The sequence below is a fragment of the Treponema denticola genome, assembly GCF_024181605.1.
Classification (GTDB): Bacteria; Spirochaetota; Spirochaetia; order Treponematales; family Treponemataceae; genus Treponema_B; species Treponema_B denticola_B.
Map to the genome: position 1 here is coordinate 1274231 of NZ_CP054477.1, position 19256 is coordinate 1293486.

At 39.8% G+C, this 19256-nt stretch carries 17 protein-coding genes and 1 tRNA gene; 5 read left to right on the top strand and 13 right to left on the bottom strand.

What is annotated here, in order from left to right; all coding sequences use genetic code 11:
- Position 1 precedes the first annotated feature (1 nt).
- The 4 genes from E4N80_RS05945 to dxs are packed head-to-tail and all read right to left on the bottom strand — an operon-like array spanning position 2 to position 4113.
- Positions 2-373 carry a holo-ACP synthase gene (locus E4N80_RS05945; RefSeq protein WP_010697624.1) on the bottom strand — a complete coding sequence of 124 codons (372 nt, stop codon included), beginning with the start codon at positions 371-373 and terminating at the stop codon, positions 2-4.
- 1 nt (position 374) lies between these two features.
- Complete coding sequence (locus E4N80_RS05950; protein WP_010697625.1) at positions 375-1334, bottom strand: CdaR family protein; 960 nt, start codon at positions 1332-1334, stop codon at positions 375-377.
- Positions 1324-2148, bottom strand: a complete 825-nt coding sequence (gene cdaA / locus E4N80_RS05955) for a diadenylate cyclase CdaA (RefSeq protein WP_253700956.1) — start codon at positions 2146-2148, stop codon at positions 1324-1326. The genes E4N80_RS05950 and cdaA overlap by 11 nt, the downstream gene beginning before the upstream one ends.
- A gap of 3 nt (positions 2149-2151) precedes the next feature.
- Positions 2152-4113 carry a 1-deoxy-D-xylulose-5-phosphate synthase gene (dxs, locus tag E4N80_RS05960; RefSeq protein WP_253700957.1) on the bottom strand — a complete coding sequence of 654 codons (1962 nt, stop codon included), beginning with the start codon at positions 4111-4113 and terminating at the stop codon, positions 2152-2154.
- 388 nt (positions 4114-4501) lie between these two features.
- Here dxs and E4N80_RS05965 point away from each other — a divergent pair, with 388 nt between their 5' ends.
- Both E4N80_RS05965 and E4N80_RS05970 read left to right on the top strand, forming a co-directional pair.
- Entirely contained in the window at positions 4502-5134 is a 633-nt protein-coding gene (locus E4N80_RS05965) for a redox-sensing transcriptional repressor Rex (protein ID WP_253700958.1), read from the top strand.
- A gap of 1 nt (position 5135) precedes the next feature.
- Entirely contained in the window at positions 5136-6143 is a 1008-nt protein-coding gene (locus E4N80_RS05970) for a class I SAM-dependent methyltransferase (RefSeq protein WP_253700959.1), read from the top strand.
- Positions 6144-6213: 70 nt separating this feature from the next.
- On the opposite strand, the gene ruvB is transcribed toward E4N80_RS05970, so the two are convergent.
- From ruvB to E4N80_RS06015, 9 genes are all read right to left on the bottom strand, one after another.
- Positions 6214-7245: a Holliday junction branch migration DNA helicase RuvB gene (ruvB, locus tag E4N80_RS05975; RefSeq protein ID WP_010697631.1), complete on the bottom strand. Its 1032-nt coding sequence runs from the start codon at positions 7243-7245 to the stop codon at positions 6214-6216.
- 7 nt (positions 7246-7252) lie between these two features.
- A complete protein-coding gene (locus E4N80_RS05980; protein ID WP_253700960.1) occupies positions 7253-8428 on the bottom strand; it encodes an iron-containing alcohol dehydrogenase in 1176 nt (391 codons plus the stop codon).
- Positions 8429-8601: 173 nt separating this feature from the next.
- On the bottom strand, positions 8602-10092 hold the full coding sequence (glpK, locus tag E4N80_RS05985; protein ID WP_253684037.1) for a glycerol kinase GlpK: 1491 nt from the start codon (positions 10090-10092) through the stop codon (positions 8602-8604).
- Positions 10089-12719, bottom strand: a complete 2631-nt coding sequence (locus E4N80_RS05990; protein ID WP_253700961.1) for a cytidylyltransferase domain-containing protein — start codon at positions 12717-12719, stop codon at positions 10089-10091. Before E4N80_RS05990 ends, glpK begins: the two co-directional genes overlap by 4 nt.
- Complete coding sequence (locus tag E4N80_RS05995) at positions 12716-13669, bottom strand: glycosyltransferase family 2 protein (RefSeq protein ID WP_253700962.1); 954 nt, start codon at positions 13667-13669, stop codon at positions 12716-12718. Before E4N80_RS05995 ends, E4N80_RS05990 begins: the two co-directional genes overlap by 4 nt.
- Positions 13644-15215 (bottom strand): spiro-SPASM protein, encoded by a 1572-nt coding sequence (locus E4N80_RS06000; protein WP_253700963.1) that lies wholly within the window; start codon positions 15213-15215, stop codon positions 13644-13646. Before E4N80_RS06000 ends, E4N80_RS05995 begins: the two co-directional genes overlap by 26 nt.
- 27 nt (positions 15216-15242) lie before the next feature.
- Positions 15243-15602 (bottom strand): hypothetical protein, encoded by a 360-nt coding sequence (locus E4N80_RS06005; RefSeq protein WP_366797262.1) that lies wholly within the window; start codon positions 15600-15602, stop codon positions 15243-15245.
- A gap of 41 nt (positions 15603-15643) precedes the next feature.
- Complete coding sequence (locus tag E4N80_RS06010) at positions 15644-16054, bottom strand: hypothetical protein (RefSeq protein WP_010697638.1); 411 nt, start codon at positions 16052-16054, stop codon at positions 15644-15646.
- Positions 16055-16256: 202 nt separating this feature from the next.
- Positions 16257-16964, bottom strand: a complete 708-nt coding sequence (locus E4N80_RS06015; RefSeq protein WP_253700964.1) for an Rpn family recombination-promoting nuclease/putative transposase — start codon at positions 16962-16964, stop codon at positions 16257-16259.
- 408 nt (positions 16965-17372) lie between these two features.
- On the opposite strand from E4N80_RS06015, the gene E4N80_RS06020 reads away from it, so the two are divergent.
- The 3 genes from E4N80_RS06020 (at position 17373) to E4N80_RS06030 (ending at position 19169) form a co-directional block, all read left to right on the top strand.
- On the top strand, positions 17373-17915 hold the full coding sequence (locus E4N80_RS06020; RefSeq protein ID WP_253700965.1) for an FKBP-type peptidyl-prolyl cis-trans isomerase: 543 nt from the start codon (positions 17373-17375) through the stop codon (positions 17913-17915).
- Positions 17897-18976, top strand: a complete 1080-nt coding sequence (locus E4N80_RS06025) for a Gx transporter family protein (RefSeq protein WP_253700966.1) — start codon at positions 17897-17899, stop codon at positions 18974-18976. The genes E4N80_RS06020 and E4N80_RS06025 overlap by 19 nt, the downstream gene beginning before the upstream one ends.
- A gap of 121 nt (positions 18977-19097) precedes the next feature.
- Positions 19098-19169 (top strand) — tRNA-Gly (locus tag E4N80_RS06030).
- Positions 19170-19256: the final 87 nt, after the last annotated feature.

Below are 19256 nucleotides of genomic sequence, written 5' to 3' on the forward strand. Positions count from 1 at the left end.
ATCACCCTTCGATTATAACAACGGCGGCGGCGGTTGTTTTTTCGTGAGTTAGTGAAAGATGAATATCGGCCCCGCCCTTTTCTTTTAAGGCTTGAAGAGCAGTGCCCGAAAGTTTTAAAAAAGGCCGGCCCGTTTTATCGTTTACAACGGCTATATCTTTTAGCTCTATCCCTGCGAGGCCTGTTCCAAGGGCTTTTCCAAAGGCCTCTTTTGCTGCAAAGCGGACAGCCAAAGAACGGGCTGCACCATCTCCCTTGGAAAACACATATTCAAGTTCTTCTTTATTAAAAAACCTTTCAAGGAGCTTTTTATCGTTCAGCCATTTTTCGAGACGGGAAACTTCAACTATATCTATGCCGAGACCGAGTATCATCTTATTCGGAAGTCTTTCCTTCCTTTATCTTGACTTCAAACTGAATATTTTTAGGATTTGCATCTATAAGAGAAAGCTTTCCCGGAATGACGGCTTGAACCGGCAAGCTGTACACGCCGGGCTTTGTTATATTGCTGCAGTTTACTCTCAAAACATTTTCAGGCGGAGTCCATGATGAAATTACGGATTTAGCACCTCTGACTGTTACATTACCGGCAGATACATCTGAAACAATCTCAAATCTTTCATCTAAATTGTCAAAATATAAATTAACTTCGCCATAGGTTTGAACACTTACTATTTCACGAATTTTAATTGAATAAGCAATTTTGGAAGTTCCTATCACGGAAACAAGAGGATTAGACGCAAATATATCTACATAGCCTGAAAATCCCGTTTTGCGGTTATCTATTTGTACACTGTTTGTCAGCATTTCTTCAATTTGAGAAACGGCAGAGTGCGGGCCCTTTATTTCTACTGTAGCAGGATCCACATCTCTTTCATAAACCTCATAATTTTCTGCCGGAACGCCACCCAGATTTAAGCGGACATTAACCCTCTTAGATAAACTCTCCTCAAGAGTTAATTTTATATCGGAAGGATCAACTTCAACCTCAAAATCCGTAACATCAGACGCAAAGCCTTTTAGTTTAGCCTGTATGGGAATACGGTATTCTCCGGGACCGCTGATTGAAGATAAATCCATATAGGCTGTGATATGTTCTTCCATAATCGGGGCTATTACGGTTGAATCTCCCCAAACCGAAACTTTAACCAGTCTCGGAATATTCACAGCCGGAACCAGATCGCCCGAATTTTCTATAACAAGAGGAGCATAAAAATATTTTTTTTCTAAAAGGCTGCCCTTATATAACTGTACCAAAACTATAGCAAGGGCAAAACTTATAACCTTTGCAAGCCAGTTTTCCGCTAAACGGTCAAAAATTTTTCTAATTTTCATCTTGTAAGGCCTCCGCTAAATCCAAAGATTCTTCTTGAGCAAAATATTTTTTTATTTCCAAAAGCTGCTCAAGCTGGGCTACAACTTCATCCGCACTTAAATCGTAATAAAGATGGGAATCATAGGCAAGACTCAAGGCTCCTGTTTCTTCGGATACAACAAGAACTACTGCATCCGTTTCTTCGGAAACACCTATTGCCGCCCTATGACGGGTTCCAAAGCTTTTTCTTATATCCTGCTGTTCCGAAAGAGGAAGAAAGCAGCCGGCAGAAATTACCATTCCGTTTTGCACAATGGCAGCTCCGTCATGAAGAGGGGTATCATGCCCGAAAATCGTAACCAAGAGGCTGGATGAAAGCCCTGCGTTAAGCTTTGTCCCCGTATCGATAATATCCTTTAAATTATTCCGGCGCATAAAAACTACCAACATTCCCCGTCTTTTATCGGATAAGATTTCGGCAGCAGTAACAACCGAGTCGATATGGCTGTGGTTTGAGTGCTTTCCGGTTCTGAGCCAATTGCTCTGTCCTATCTTTAAAAATATTTTACGAAGTTCGGGCTGAAATACGATGGCTACACCTATAACAAGTCCCGGTCCCAAGGTATTTAAAATCCATAAAAGAGTTTTAAGATTAAAAATCATGGCAACTGCATAAATGACCAATATCGACATTGCGCCCTTTATAAGCTGAATTGCCTGAGTTTTTAATAAAATTTGATAGGCCTTATACATCAAAAAAGCGAGTAAAAGCACATCCAAAACAGGCCTTAGATATGAAGAATAAAAAGCCATAATGTTTCTAATAAATTCCATATCCTAATTCTCCTTTACCGGAATAGCGGTAGAAGCCGAAACGGTATGAGTCTCGGTAAAAAGCGAGTCTGCAGTTTGTACTATGTGTTCAGCCGATACACCTGCACCTTTAAAAATTTCAGAGCGGGTACCATGGGGGAAGAACATATCTTCAAAAGCCAATACCGCAGTTTTTTTCTTTTGATGACCGGTGTTGTTGTTTGTAGACCCGGTCTTACTGCTTGTAGACCTTAAAACAAGGGTTTCCAAATATGAGCTTAAGCTGCCTATCTTCATACCGTCTTCTACAAAAAGAATGTATGAGTAGTCTTTTGTAATGTTTAAAAAATAGCTTTCGTCTATAGGTTTTGCAAATCTCACATTATAGATATCCGTAAAAAGGCCCTTATGAGCAAGAATTGCAGAAGCCTCTTTAACTTCATTGTACATCCCTCCGGTACAGGTTATTAAAATGCGGCTCTTATCGGAATTCTTTATAAGTACTCCCCGTCCGTTTTCTATACTTTGAGAAAATTCGGGGATTTCTTTAGGACAGTCGGCCTTAGGGTACCTTATCGCTATAGGATTATCCTGCATAAGAGCCCAAGAAAGCATCAGCTCCAGCTCTTTTTCGGATGCGGGGCAAAGAATTGTCATATTCGGAACGGGACGCAGCAGGGCTATGTCAAAAAGCCCCTGATGGGTTTCTCCGTCGGCCGGAACGGGGCCTGCTCGATCTATAGCAAAAATCACGGGCAAATTTTGTATTGAAGTGTCATGTATAATCTGGTCGATTGAGCGTTGTAAAAAGGTACTGTAAATTGCCGTAACAGGCTTAATTCCGGCTGAAGCGAGGCCTGCTGCAAAGGTAACGGCATGGCTTTCGGCAATACCTACATCAAAAAATCTTTCAGGAAATTTGCTATGAAATAGAGAAAGGCCTGTCCCCGATTCCATTGCTGCCGTTATAGCTGCAATTTTCGAATTCTTTTCGGCGGCTTTTACCAAAGCCTTTCCAAAGGCTTGCGTAAAGGTAATTGCATCATTTTTTTCTACCTTGCCGTCTGCAATGTTAAAGGGCCCGATCCCATGAAAGGCAGCAGGATTTATTTCCGCAAATGGATAGCCCTTACCCTTGATGGTTTCTACAAGCATTACAACGGGGCTGTTTAATTTTTTTACGTTTTTTAAAACTTTTTCAAGTTCTCTCATATTGTGGCCGTTTATGGGGCCGACATATTCAAAACCGAAATCAACAAAGATATTATTCTTGTAGAATATCCCCTTCATTCCTCTTTTTAAACGCCAAATTATGGAATTAAGTTTGTTTCCTACAAGGGGTATTGAGCCCACAGCCTTGTCAAAGAGGTACTTAAAACGCTGGTAGCCTTCATGAACCGTAAGGCGGCTCAAGTACTCGGAAAAAGCTCCCGTATTTTTGCTTATGGACATTTTATTGTCGTTTATTATAACTATTAAATCTTTTTTTAATTCTCCTGCATTGGAAAGAGCTTCAAATGCCATTCCGCCGGTCATAGCACCGTCACCTATAACGGCTATAACCTTTCCGGAATCCTTGTTTAATCTTTTTCCTTCAAGAATACCTAGGGCTGCAGAAATTGAAGTTGAAGCATGGCCGGTATTAAAGGCATCGTGAACACTTTCTTCTCTTTTTGGAAAACCGGAAAGACCTTCCCAAAGGCGTAAGGTAGAAAAGCGGGATTGTCTGCCTGTTATCATTTTATGCGTATATGACTGATGACCGACGTCCCAGACAATAGCATCATGGGGACTTGAAAAAACCCTGTGAATCGCAAGCGTAAGCTCTATTACACCCAAATTGCTTGCAAGGTGGCCGCCGTTATGGCCTACTACAGTGAGAATTTCTTTTCGTATTTCTACAGCGAGGTCTTTAAGTTCATTATAGGAAAGGAGCTTTATATCCTCGGGGCCTTTTATTTTACTTAATAAGCTGTTTTTTGTCATTATATTCCGCTAAAATCTAAAAAAAAGGGGCTTCAAAGCTGAGCCCCCCTTCCGTTTAACCGAAAGCTATAGATATTTGAACAATTAGGGGTATTCCCTCCTAATTTATTTCTTGTTCTTATGTCGATTCTTTCTAAGCTTCTTCTTTCGTTTATGCGTCGACATCTTCTTTCGTTTTCGTTTTTTTCCGCAAGGCATTCCGGCTCTCCTTAAATAAAATAGTATAGAACCAATAATATTACAAAATGGAGAGCTTGTCAAGACTAATGCCCCATTTTTTACCGGATAATTTAAAATCATCTGCAAGTCTTTCTACGGACCTTCCTTGACATTGCAAGTATTTGAATGTAATATTATAGTATAGATATTTTATTTTAAGAAGGATGCTATGGCAAAACAAAAAGTACCGGCGGCTCCATCTGTGCGGAGGCTGCCTTCTTATCTTCACCTTGTAAAAAAAGCGGAGGATGAAGGTTTAGAGTATATTTCGGGAACAGTTATAGCCGAAGAGTTGGAACTTGAACCCATTCAGGTGAGGAAGGATCTAACAATTACTGGAATTGTAGGTAAGCCCAAAAAAGGTTATCCCGTCAAATTACTGATAACGGCCATCGAAAAATTTTTAGGCTGGAATAAAGAAAAAAGAGCATTTGTAATAGGGGCAGGAAGTTTAGGGACAGCTCTTTCAGGCTACCAAGGTTTTAAAGAACATGGGCTGGACATTTGTGCCGCCTTTGATTCAGACAAAAGAAAAATTGGAAAAGAAATTCATGAACTTCCTGTGTTTGGAATGGATGAATTGGAAAAAAAAGTTAAAGAATATAAGCCCGAAATCGCTATTTTGACGGTTCCTTCAAAATATGCTCAAGAAGCCGCAAACGCCATTGTAAAGGCCGGAATCAGGGCAATTTGGAATTTTACAAATATCAAAATCACCGTGCCAGATAAGGTTATAGTCCAAAAAGAAGATTTAAGCTCAGGTTATGCAATGCTAGGCGTTATGATGAATACCAAAAAATAAGATGCAAAAAAATCAATATCAGGCGGAGCTTTTTAAAAACCGCCTTCAAAAAAGATTTAAACATTTGTCAAAGTGGGCAAAACGGGAAGGCGTTTTTGCTTACAGACTTTATGACAAGGATATACCTGAAATTCCTCTTGCAGTAGACATCTATTTTGCCGAAACAGACGGACCGGAAAATACAGCCTTTTTGCTTATCTATCTTTACAAGAGGCCTTACGAAAAATCTCAAGAAGAAGAAAGGGAATGGCTTTTAGAAATTGAAGAAGCTGCATCCTCAAGCCTTTTAATACCGAAAGAAAGAATCTTTATAAAATTGAGGGAAAAGCAAAAAGGAAAAAGCCAATACGAAAAGGCCGGCTCAAGTAAAAATCTTATAAGGGTAAAAGAAGGAGAATGTCTATTCTATATAAATATAGAAGACTACCTTGATTCCGGTCTTTTTTTGGATCACCGCCCTGCCCGTTCCATGGTTTTTAAAGAAGCAAAAAATAAAAAAGTTTTAAACCTATTTTCATACACGGGAAGTTTTTCGGTTCATGCGGCAAAAGGAGGAGCCGCTTCCGTTGATTCGGTAGACCTTTCAAATACCTATCTAAATTGGGCAAAAGAAAATTTAAAATTAAACAAACTTTTCGATGAACACAAAAACCGGCTTATAAAAAGCGATGTAATCGTTTTTTTAAAAAAAGCAATCGAAGAACAAAAAAAATGGGATTTAATTATCTGCGATCCTCCTACTTTTTCAAACTCAAAAAGTGCGGATATTTTTGATGTAAACAGAGACTGGCTAAAACTCTGCCTCCTCTGCCTAAAAGTGCTGTCAAAAAACGGAAAGCTTTATTTTTCTACCAATTCCCAAAAGATAAAATTCGATGAGGCAGAGCTTATAAATTCTTCCAAACAAAAGATAAGGGTAAAAGACATAACAAAGGCCTCAATCCCCGAAGACTTTAGAAATCAAAAAATACATAAGATGTGGATGATTGAGGCGGGTTATCTTCCCTAATCGAAGAGGCAGGCCTCTCCCTTAATCAAATAGCCCGGCCTTACACTAATCAAAGAGGCTGGGCTGTTCACTAATCGAAGAGGCCGTCTTGCCCATCTCCAAGTTTAGGCGGATTTAGACCGAGGTGTTCATAAGCTTTAAGCGTAACCATGCGGCCGCGGGGGGTGCGTTGAAGGAGGCCGGACTGAATAAGGTAGGGCTCATAATAGTCCTCTAATGTGTCCTGAGATTCTCCTATAGAAATTGCCAGGGTTTCGGCACCGACGGGGCCGCCTGAGTAATTTTCGATAATGGAGCGGAGTATCTGCCTGTCATAGGTTTCAAGGCCGAGGCCGTCGATGTTTAGCTGCTTTAGGCCTGCAGCAACCGTCATCTCGTCAATCGAGCTTTTGCCTGCAACTTGGGCAAAGTCCCTCATACGCCGCAATAAGCGGTTTGCAACCCTTGGGGTTCCGCGGGAACAGCGGGCTAAGGCAATGGCGGCCTTTTTTTCTATTTCGATTTCGAGGATTGAAGCGGAGCGGCTTATAATTGAGGCAAGCTCCTCATGGCTGTAAAATTCAAAACGCTGCACAATACCGAAGCGGCTTATAAGGGGGCTTGAAACCATACCAGCCCTTGTGGTCGCTCCGACAAGAGTAAAAGGCGGAATCGGAATACGCACGGTTCTGGCTCCCGGCCCCTGCCCTATTATCCAGTCAAGCTCATAGTCTTCCATTGCGATATAAAGCATCTCTTCGATGGCCGGCTTTAAACGGTGAATCTCGTCTATAAAGAATACGGAGCGTTCCGTCAATGTAGTAAGAATACCTGCCAGATCCTTGGGCTTATCGAGGGCGGGAGCCCCCGTAACCTTAAAATCGACACCGAGCTCGTTGGCCGTAATTTGGGCAAGGGTTGTTTTTCCCAAGCCCGGCGGGCCTATCAAAAAAAGATGATCTAAGCTTTCTCCTCTTTCGCGGGCAGCCTTTATAAAAACGGAAAGATTTTCTTTTGCCTTTGTCTGCCCCTGAAAGTCGACAAGAGAGCGGGGACGAAGAGCTCTGTCCTTTTCGTCCCCGGCCTGTTCTTCGGGACGCACTACCTCAAAATCATCGCTCATAGCTTACTTAAAGAGCAGCCTTATAGATTGCATAAACATCATCGGCTCGAAGTTCTTGAAAGCCGTAGATAACTCCGTTTTTACCTCTGTGAGCAACAGCGGCTTCAGCCATTTCTTTTAAATGCTCCTCGCCTATTCCCGCTTCCTTCAGAGTCATCGGAATACCGAGAGATTTAAAAAAGTCCGAAGTACACTCGATTGCCTTTTCGGCAGTTTTATAAACTTCTTCTCCTTTTGGAAGACCCCAAACATTTATACCGTAATCTGCAATCTTTTTAACGGTTTTATCGTTTAAGCAATGTTTCAGCCAATGAGGAGTTAAAATAGCAAGCCCCACTCCGTGAGTGATGTCATAAAAAGCACTCAGCTCGTGCTCCATAGGATGAACAGACCAAGCTATTTTTTTACCGTTACTTAAAAGGCCGTTTATAGCCCATGTACCTGCCCACATAAGGTTGGAGCGAGCTTCATAGCTTTCGGGATTTTTAATAGCCATGGGTCCGTATTCGATACAGGTTTTTAAGATGCTTTCTGCAAACCTGTCTTGAAGATAGGCCCCGTCATTTAGGCTAAAATAACATTCGAATGTGTGGCTCATAATATCGGCCGTACCTGCGGCTGTCTGATTTTTAGGAACGGAATAGGTGTATTCGGGATCAAGAACCGAAAATTTCGGAAGAAGGGGCGGAGCTCCGAAGCCTAGCTTTTCCTTCGTTTTAAGGTTTGAAATAACAGCTCCGCAGTTCATCTCGGAACCGGTAGCAGAAAGAGTCAGTACCGTTCCTATCGGGAGTACATCTTTAATTTCGGTCTTGCCCGTAATCAAATCCCATGCACTTCCTGCATAGTTTACACCGGCAGAAACAGCCTTCGAGCAGTCGATGGTGCTTCCACCTCCGACGGGTAGAATAAAATCCAGCTTGTGTTCACGGACTATCTTTATTCCCTCTTCAACTTCTTCAATGCGGGGATTTGGTGAAATACCGGAAAGCTCCTTATAAAAGATTCCGGCCTGATCCAGTTTTTTAATGATTGTATCATAAAGCCCCATTCTTTTAATACTTCCGCCTCCGTAGCATAGGAGAACTCTTTTTCCGTATTTGAGAATCTCAGGTACGAGGTTCTCAATACTGCCCTTACCGAATAAAATTTTAACCGGCACTTCAAATTCAAAATTATACATAACCTACCTCTCTAAAAACTTTTTGCAGGAAACATTAGTTTCCGAAAAAAGTTTTTTCAAGCGGTTTGTAAACAAACCGCATACAATAAACGATGTTTGCCGTTTACGGCAAACTCGAAGATAAACAGTGAGGCTGAATTCCTGCCGAGCTGTTTATCGTACCTCCTAAAACTTTAGGCCCATTTCATTGAGCGTTCTACAGCCTTTTTCCATCCGGCATAGAGAGTCTTTCTTTTTTCTTCTTCCATGTCCGGCCTAAATTCCCTTTCGATATCCTGTATCCGTTTTATTTCGCCCTGTTCTTTCCAAAAGCCTACGGCAAGGCCTGCAAGATAGGCAGCTCCCAAGGCCGTCGTTTCTTTTTCGTAGGGGCGTAAAACGGGCACATTTAAAATATCCGACTGAAACTGCATTAAAAAATTATTGGCACAAGCTCCGCCGTCTACTTTAAGCGATTTTAAGTTTATCTTGGAATCCTTTTCCATAGCATAAAGGACATCCTTTGTTTGATAGGCGATGGCTTCCAAGACAGCTCTTACAATATGCTCTCTTTTTGCCCCCCTTGTCAAGCCCAAAAGAGCACCTCGGGCATACATATCCCAGTAGGGTGCACCCAGACCTGAAAAGGCGGGAACAAAATAAACTCCGTTTGTGTCGTTTACAAGCCCTGCATAGTACTCCGTTTCGTGGGCAGTATAGATAAGTTTTAACTCATCCCTCAGCCATTGAACTGCAGCACCGGCTATAAAACTGCTTCCCTCCAAGGCATATTTTACACTATTATCTATACCGAAGGCAATAGTCGTAAGAAGCCCGTTTTCTGATTCTATTATCTTTTCTCCGGTATTCATTAACATAAAGCAGCCGGTTCCATAAGTGTTTTTTGCAGAGCCTTCTTCAAAACAGGCTTGCCCGAAGAGAGCAGCCTGCTGATCACCTGCAGCCCCCGCAATCGGAATCTTAGCTCCCCCGAATGTATGCTCATCGGTATAGCCGTAAACATAACTTGAAGGCTTGACTTCAGGCAGCATAGATTCGGGAATATCCATAGCCTTTAAAAGCTCCTTATCCCATTGCAGAGTGTGAATATTAAAAAGCAAGGTGCGCGATGCGTTTGTATAATCGGTTACATGCACCTTGCCTCTGGTCAAATTCCAAATAAGCCAAGTGTCGATGTTTCCGAAAAGAAGCTCGCCTTTTTCGGCCAGAGTTCTTGCTTCGGGAACATTATCCAAAATCCACTTTATCTTGGTTCCCGAAAAATAAGCATCTATTATCAAGCCGGTTTTTTTTCTGATAGAATCGGAAAGGCCTTTTTCTTTAAGAGCATCGCAGATATCGGCGGTTCTGCGGCACTGCCAAACTATGGCATTATAAACGGGACGGCCTGTCTTTTTGTTCCAGACAACGGTTGTTTCCCGCTGGTTGGTAATTCCGATTGCAGCAATCTCTTGGGTGGAAACTCCGCTTCTTTCCAAAACTTCGCGGGCTACACCGCTTTGCTTTCCCCATATTTCCATAGCATCATGCTCGACCCAGCCCTGCTTAGGAAAAATTTGAGAAAACTCCTGCTGGGCAGTTGCAATTTTTTTTCCGTCTTTATCGAACAAGATTGCCCTGCAGCTCGTAGTCCCCTGATCAAAGGCTAAAACATATTTTTTCATTTTATATCCTCCAGTCTTCCCTGCTTCATTGCATAAACTTCCATACTGTCTCCCAGTTTAAAAAGTTTACTTATAGCCATGCCTATGGCCATAACTATGTTCCAAAGTATTCCGTTCTTTTTAAGATTTTTACACCACTTAAATCTTTCAGGATGATGGCCTATCGAAACAACCTTTAAAACTTTAAAGCCGTACAGATTGAGTTGATCCTTTACGGTTTTTGCATCCCATATTGAATAATGGTCGGTAGGACTTTCTGCAAAAAATTTATAGGACGAAAAAGTTCCCGTAACACCGGAAAAGTTTGGAGTTGAAAAAGCAAAAATACCGCCCGGCATCAAAAGATCGTTTACTTTTTTTAAAACGGAATCCAAGTCCCTAAAATGCTCGATAACAAACCACATAGAGAGGGCAGCAAAACCTCCGTCTTCAATAGGCCTTGAAACCGATTCAAATCCGTTTCCCGTCATTCGTTTTTGGTAAATATACTCATAGGTTTTCGGGAGAACCGGAAAAGCCGAAACAAAGGCCGGCAGCTTTAACTCGTCCGTTACATATTTTACGGCGGCTTCCGAAATATCGGTTCCGACGGCATACCAACCCGAATACTTTGCAGCAAGGACAAAGGGGCCGTAGGCACAACCTACATCCAATATTTTCTTTTCACCGTCAAAAATACTGTATTCCCTTTTTTTATAAAAAATATCTATATAAAGTTTATCGATAATTTCCATTCGGCGCATACCCTGCTTTCGTATAGACTCAAAATCCTCTAAGTAGGTTTTACCGTATTGGGCCTTGTACTCATCAAAAAAATAAGTTTTGGTATATTGTTTTGGAGGACTTATTATAAACGAAATATGGTACATTCCGCACTTTAAACAATGAGCCATAGTCCTATCGGGAGTTCTGGCTGTAATTTCGGAGGTACCGTCTTCTCCGCAAATAGGACAGAAATACCGTGAACCGAAAGATAAATTTTTTATCAGAGAAGATAAATCCTTGGATTCAGAATAAGGCGTAATAATCTTAGGTATTTTAATTCCATGAGAAAAGACATTAGCAAAGTCGGTACTGGAAGGTATCCCTGCAGGAAGTGATGTAAAGCCGGCTGCTAAACCTAACTTATAATGATAGTCGGTAGGAGAAACCAAAAGCACATAGCAGCCTGCAGCCAAGGCTTCAAAAGCCGTAAACCCGTAATGGGTTACAACCAAGTCCCATTCATAAAGCCTTTCTTTTAAATTATCAATTCTTGAAAAAGCTTTAACCTTTCCTTCAAGCCGTTTTATATCTTCAAAGCTTAAATTCATATCTATTGCAGAAACGTCGAATTTTAAGGAGGCTAGAATTTGTGCAATAGGGAGGGTCATCCTATAAGAATTTTCTCCGCCGCACACTACAAGAACTTTTGTTTGTTTAGGAGTTAAGTGTATCTTTTTATTTTTTGCCAATCTCTGGGTTGAAAGCTGTTTTCGCCTATTTACCGGAAGGGATATCAACTCAGGCGAAAAAAGATTCGGAATCAATTCGGAGCCGGAATCATCATCAGGCGAAGTTACATTTTTAAGTGAAGGTAATATATCCAAAATAAAATCGGCAAATCTTCGGCCGGTGCCGCCATCGTCAATTGCGATAACAGGCCCCTTATTCTTAAAAAAAGTCATCTCATCTTCAGACGTTCTAAATCTATCCAATACGATTAGAGCCGCTTTTTTGGGAAACTCATTTACGATTATTTCGGAAGGAATGGAATTTAAAAGAGATTTTGAAAAATTAGGATAATCCGACTCGGATATATAAATCAAACATCTTAGCTTTCCTAAAAGAGCTCTCGTTAAATCGCAAACCCTATGCAAGTGCCCGCTTCCCCTGCCCGGAGTAACCGAAGGACAAAATACAACTAACCTATCGGCATAACTTACAGCCTCAACTATGTCGGCAGGCGTAAACGGAGCCGTCTTCTTATTTGAAATTAAGTGCTTATAAATTTCTTTTGCTTTTTCATAGTCTTCGGCGGTATCAACGGTAGTCCGCAGTTCGGGATAATACCACACAGGCGGAGCCGTCTCTCTGACACATCTATATTTATCGGAATGGCCGTAAATTGCAGGAGACACATGCTCATGAGCATATTCATCATCGGTTTCGGAAGCGGCTTTTAAAAGAGAATCGGCCTTGATAATTTCTATACCCGATCCGTGCGGAAGACCTGTGTAAGTAAAATAATCTGGCTCTCCCAATTCAAAATAACGGCGGAGTGAAGCTTCGGCAGCTTGCACAAAAAGAAAAGGATTATCGGCCGTAACCCTGATAACGGCCTTTAAAGGTTTATTCGGAAAATTGGAATTTATAAACTCAATGGCATCACAAAAGCGCCTTAAAACATCTTCTTCGGAACCGTCAATACAAAGATAGCCTAAGGATTCGGCTATGGGCTGAAATTCTTTTTTTGAATTGGTATCGCAGGCCAAAATAAAATGTTCGGCAGGTAATTCTCTAACCGAATCCAAAACTCTGTATAATATAGGCCTGTCACCCAAATCCAACAAAGCCTTTCTAACCAAACGCTTGGAACTCAATCGAGCTTGAACAATTACGGCCGTTCCTTCGTATAAACCGATCATATGCTGGGCTCCCATTTACAAATTAAGTCTTGAGGTGATTTTACAAAACGGTATTTGTTTATATGCACCCAGTCTTGTACAACCTTAAAATATTTATAGGCCTTAAAAGGATTTAAGCCTGACCTTATCGCATAAGAAAAAAATAAATACCAAGGCAAGCCCCCTCCTTTTTTACCTACAATAGGCGCTAAATTTTTTAAATAAAATTTTATATAAGAATCATCTGCAGAAATATCTTCAAGGGGGCATGCTCCGGCATATTTCATTTTATATAAATTTGAAATAAGAACCTCCATACCCCATAGATGAGCTCTAAATCCGAAATCCAAATTTTGCCAATAAGGATTTTCTATAGTGTAATCAAAGCCGCCTATTTCGATAAATTTTTCCCGATTATAAATACCGGCAAAATCATACATATAAATTGTATGAGTTAAATCTTTTCTGCACAAAAATTGTTCAGTCGAAAAATCTCTGCGAGTAAGAGAAGGAACAATTTGCACGGGAATAAGGGCATTTTTTTCATCGATTAAACCCGGAGCAACACAGATTACATCCGATTGGGTAAGGGTATCTATCACGGTTTCAGGAGAGGCTGAAGATGACAAAGCCATATCGTTCCACAAAACCATAACATAATCCGAAGATACCTCCGAAATACCGAGATTAATCATCTCCCCTGCAGTAACCTTTTCAAGCGGAAGTAAAAATTTCACTTCCGGGAATTGAGAAGACAAAGCCTCTACCTCAAACCCCCGCTTTGAGCTGTCCACAAAAACTATTGAGTTAAAACCTAAATCTATCAGGTTTTGAAAAAGAGAAGAAAGATAATATCGGGCACCTCGGTTTAATACCAAAACGGAAACAGGAGCTTTAAAATCGCCTGAACTTTTTCCTAAAACCGTATAAGAGATTTTCCGTTCATTAAAAATTGTAGGTATAGTATTCATCGCAGGCTCCGCACAAATCTCCGTATCTACATTCCAAATGCTTCTTATATACCTCGAATGTTTTTTTACGGATTGAGTCTAAGCTGTCCGAAAAAGCATTTCCTAAAATATTATTTCTTTTAACATCTTCTTTGCAAAGAGGCACCGAGCCGTCAGCCAAAATATACATATCCCTTTTTAAATGCCAGCATGGATGTCTATTAAAAGGCGATAAGTCTGCAACTCTTTTATCTTCAAGCAATTTACAAAAGGTATCGTATTTTTGAATAATTACATTAACACCCAAGTTTTTCCAAAAACGGTAAAAGGGCTCAACCTCTATCTCGTTTTCTTTTATGCGCATAATTTGAGCCCATACGGCATCGGGAAAAACTTTTTTTAAACTGTCGGTAAAAGTAAGGGCTTGTTTTAATTTAATGTTTGCCTCATCTTCGGAAAGACCGTGCACCTTAGCATACATTCCTGAACTGACCGCATCAATACATACAATCCAATAAACCGGAAGCATCTTGTTTTTTCTTTTGGGAGAGACGTCAATAATTTTTTCAAGCCGCTCTATAAATGATGAAGGCCAATATAAACCGCAAGTTTCAATCAAAACGGATAACTTAGGAAACGATAAAATTTTTTCGATTACCGAAAGGCAATCCTGATACATTGAAGGCTCACCAAAAACCGAAAGAGAAATTACGGTATCATCCGAATATTCTGCAATTTTTTCGATAAGAGAAAAAAGAGACGCCTTATCCATTTCTTTTTTTTCTGCAAGTCCTAAAACCTCATTAGGCTTATATATCGACTTTAAAGGATAGGAAGAATTTATCTCGATACCGTAATATGCAGGAAGAGTAAATAGCTCCGCCTTTTTTTCTTCAATCAGTTTTGCATAGTTTTCCGCATTTATGCCTGTAAAGCGGCTGCATAAAAGAGCATCCCGTTTTGAGTCGGCTGCAAAGCGGAGCCTTAGATGCCTTAAATCGAAGGGGGCTATCATAGTTTCAATATCATAGCTGTTTATTTCTTTTTTTATCGTATCAAAAATAAAAGAGCGCTCAAACGAAGTTTCATTTTCGGAAAGCTTTGCAAGAATAGGACAAAGGCCGGAGGTTAGAACTTCAGGGATAAGGCCCTCAGGGTATCCGTCGGCAAAGCTGTATTCAGCCCTGTATTCCAAATGCTGCTTAAAAAGTTTTTCCGTTGCATTTAAATCGATAAAAGGCTCATCACCATGCAAAAAGAAAACATTTTCAAAACCTGAAGATTCCGCTTCGGTTTCTTTTGCAGCCTCGGAAAATACGGCTTGAGGACTTATTTTTTCCAAAACCTTAACCTTCCACTCTATTTTTAGCTCGTCCGATTTTATATTTTTTAATATGGAAACGATAGAGGCTTCACAAGAAGCGGAGGTTAAAATAATAATTTTTTTACAATCGGGAAAGGCCGCAGCCGCACGGAAAGAGGCTTCAAATGGGATGATTCCGTTTTCGAGTTTTTTAAACGAATATTCCGAAATATCATAGGCGGATAAAACAGCAAAAGACTTCATAGCTCCTATATCGGCAAAAAAAGGCCTTTATTTTAATTTTTTAGCCGCAGTCAATACTTTTTCTTTAGAAGAATAAAGCTGAACACTTGACCTTTGAATCCAGCCTTTTCCTAGGTTTACCCAAAGAATCTGTTCGCCATCTTCTTTTACGATCTCGAGCCCTTCAACGGGAAAAACATCCAGTTTTCGAGCGTGCGAAACGGTTATGCCGTCATCTCCCGGCTTATCTAAAAGAGAAACATAGGTTTCGATTATTAAGGCAAAGCGGTTCGCATCGTTCATAGCCGAATCCGGCGGCAAATCCAATGTCTGCAAAGTATCTTCCTTTGAACAAGACAAAAGACTTAAAAAAATAAAAAATAAGAAAAAAAGAGCGAACCGCTTCATAAATTAAAACTCTATTACCTGTAAATCCAAATGCGGTAATATTAAAGAAAGATAGCCTTTGAAAATAATAGGTGTAGGACGGAAGAAGCTAAACATACATAACCGATTATTTCGTCATAATTTTTTACTAAGCCGAAAAAATCCGGTAAGTTAATATTTGAATTAGACTCCAAATATCTTCCTAAAAATACTATCGAACCTGCAAGTCCTGCAACTACAGGTAAAAAATCGCCCAAGATTACTATATTGGTTCCAATAGGACTCAGCATTTTTGAAATTGCCGTAAAACCGGAAAATATTGTAAGCAATAGCAAAAAAGTTGCGTCTCTTAAAACAGGATATCTATTTTCACGGTCAGCCGGCTCATCACCTCTGACAGTCTTGTCAAAAAATACAAGAATAAGACCCATAATCAAATTTGTTGTGATTGAAAGAAAATAAAAAGGTAACATTTTGTCCTCCGGTACATTATTGAATCCTGCAATAACTGCATTAGATTAAGTTTAAGTCATTTTATATAAAAAATCAAGGGGTAAGAAGTCCTTTACTTTGACACGGTAATCAAATTTGTAATTATAGAAGTATAAATCAATTTCCATAAATATATGGAGATTTACTTTTTAAATGGAAGTTTATTATTCGAAATAGAAAATTTTACAGCTTTTCGATTTCGGATTCAGGTAGGCCTGTTATTTCTTTAATTAAAGCTATATCAAAGTTTTTTAGTTTCATAAGTTTGGCTGTTTCGATGCTTTTGTCATAAGCCCCTTTCTCCCTAGCGTCCATCTCAAAAGTAGACATTAACCTGTATTCTTGCCTTGCCTGTTCATTATTTTTTATTGCTTGTATCATAGTTTCTATCTCCCTTGTAAATTCATTATTCGCATTACCTGTTTTAAGGTATTCTAAAAATCCTTTTAATTCTTTGTCTTCAGTGTTATTAAAGGCCTCTGCATTTATTATAACCTTTCGTGTGCCGTCTTGTAAAGGGGTGTTTTTGTCCTCTATACAAAGATTTTCAAAGGTATAAACAGGCCTATTTTTGCCTATAACATCAAACAAACAGATAAAAATTATAAAGCTGTCATTTAAATTGTTATAGGAATTCCCCTTATCCAAAAAAGAAATATCTATTGCAGCTTGATAAAACCGCATTCGTTTCGGGATATTACGTTCATTGCTTACCTGCATTTCCACATCGTATAATTTACCGTTTTCTGCCTGTACCAAAACATCAAATCTTACGGATTTTGCCTGTTCGTAGGTGTTAATATTATGCTGTATCGATATATATGCAATTTTACCTATTGTATCGGACAATATCATTTCGATAAGTTTTTTGCATAGTTTCGGATTTTGCATACCGCTATGGATGGCGGTGGTTCCTGCTTCGAGAGTTTTGCACAGCAAAACTCTTAGATTAAAAATGTACAAGGAGGTACATTTTTAATCAATCGTCTTGTAAATGTTAAATCTTCAAATCTTTTTACCATTTGTGTTCTCCTATTATTTTTTAATTTTCGCCCTCCCCATTATATTTATAGTTATTATTTGAAAAAAATAGTAAATTATAAAAAATTTGCTTGAATTTATACCACCGCAATCCGTGCCGGTAATTAAATTAACCACCCTCAATTTGGAAAAAACTCCGCCTTGAGAACAGTTCTTTGTGTGCACACTAACCGATAAAAATTTGATTTCCCCAAGGATTTGCGAGATTTCTTGCAGGATATTCTCTTGATTTTTGTTTATAAAATATGTATTATCTTTATGATGAAAATAGAAAAAGATACAACAGTCAGTTTGGAATACACACTGAAAGATGCTAACGGCGAAGTCCTTGACTCGTCCGATGTAATGGGTCCATTGGAGTACATCCACGGATATAATATGATTATTTCAGGCTTGGAAAAAGCCCTTGAAGGCAAAGAAGAAGGAACCGAGTTTAAGCAAGTTGTTCCTCCTGAAGAAGCCTACGGCGAAGTCTTTGATGACATGATAGTAGAAACAACCAGAGCTCAGTTCCCTGAGGGTGTAAAACTTGAAGTCGGTATGGACTTTGAAGCAGGTGAAGGTCATCACGCCCGAATTGTAAGAATTACAAAAATAGACGGCGACAAGATTACCATAGATGCAAATCATCCGCTGGCAGGAGAAACCCTCCACTTTGATGTAAAAGTCTTATCGGTAAAAAAGACCACCGAAGAAGAATTGCAGGCTTTGATGCAGCAAATGTCCGGAGGCTGCGGATGCGGGTGCGGTCATGAATATGACGAAGACGCTTGCGGCTGCGGATGCTCGGGGTGTCATTAAAAGCAAAAAAGGCGGATTCCCTTATTCCATTGTTCGGAGGATTTTGTTTTTTTCTTTCGGCAATCGAAATAATGATACCCAAGCCGGTTCCTTTTTTTAGAATCGGCTTGGCCAATCTGCCCATAATTTTAGGCATAGACCTCTTCTCTTTTCCGGCCTTTGTACTTCTTTTAGTTATAAAGGTTTTAGGTCAAGCCCTTATTTCGGGAACTCTTTTTTCCTATATTGTTCTTTTTTCCGCAATCGGAACATTTTCCTCAGGCCTTTTAATGTATGCCATGAGAAGAATTCCGCGAAAAACAATTTCTTTTATGGGGATAAGTTTGGCAGGGGCCTTTGTTTCAAACAGCCTGCAATTTCTTTTAGCAGTCTTACTCATGTTCGGAAAATCGGCTGTCTACGTAATTCCGCCCGTGTTTTCTTTAGGCACCTTAACGGCCTTATTTTTAGGCTGGTTTGCATCCGAATTTGAAATACAATCCGTCTGGTATCAAAGAGTAAAGGCCGAAAGATTCGATTTTATTTCTGAAACGGATAATTCTCAAACCGCAAAGCAAAGTAATGGTAAAAACAGCTCCGAAAAAACAAACCGCACCCTAAGGGACAGGTATCTTAGAATAGGTTCGGGTATAAGCCTTTTTTTAATCTTACTCTTTGTGCCTTTTTTACCGGTACAAGCCCTTGTTTTGGGAGCAGCCCTGATTCTTTGTGCAGCCGACAGACAAAAACTTAATTTTTTAAATTTAATCTTTATGTTTACGGCAATTACCGTTTTCAACCTTTTTCCCCCGATGGGAAAGATAATCTTTAGCATAGGAAGCATAGATATAACTCATCAAGCCCTACTACGCGGATTTGAAAAAGCTATTGTGTTGATTGGAATGATATATATATCGAAATGGATGCTAAAAGCAAAGATGAATTTTAAAAGCCGAATAGGAAAATCGATACAGGAAGCTTTCAGTGTCTTTTACAAATTATTATCGGTAAAACACGAAATCAAACCAAAAATGATAATTCCCACCATAGATTCGGTTCTTTTAAGTATAAACAGACTTTAAGGCAGCCAAGCTCAATAGATTTTCTCTGTAATAGCCCGCCTTTGTGTGCCTGCAATTTTTATGTTTTTTTTAAAAAAAGTATTGACATAAATTTTAAAAATCTATATAATATCCGAGTCTTGCGGATGTCGTATAACGGCTATTACCCCAGCCTTCCAAGCTGGAGACGTGGGTTCGACTCCCATCATCCGCTTATTTTCTAAGTCTATACCCAATATAGACTTACACGTTTTCAATCCCCATAAAAATTTCACTTTCTTTTCTTTTTTTGATGGACTGC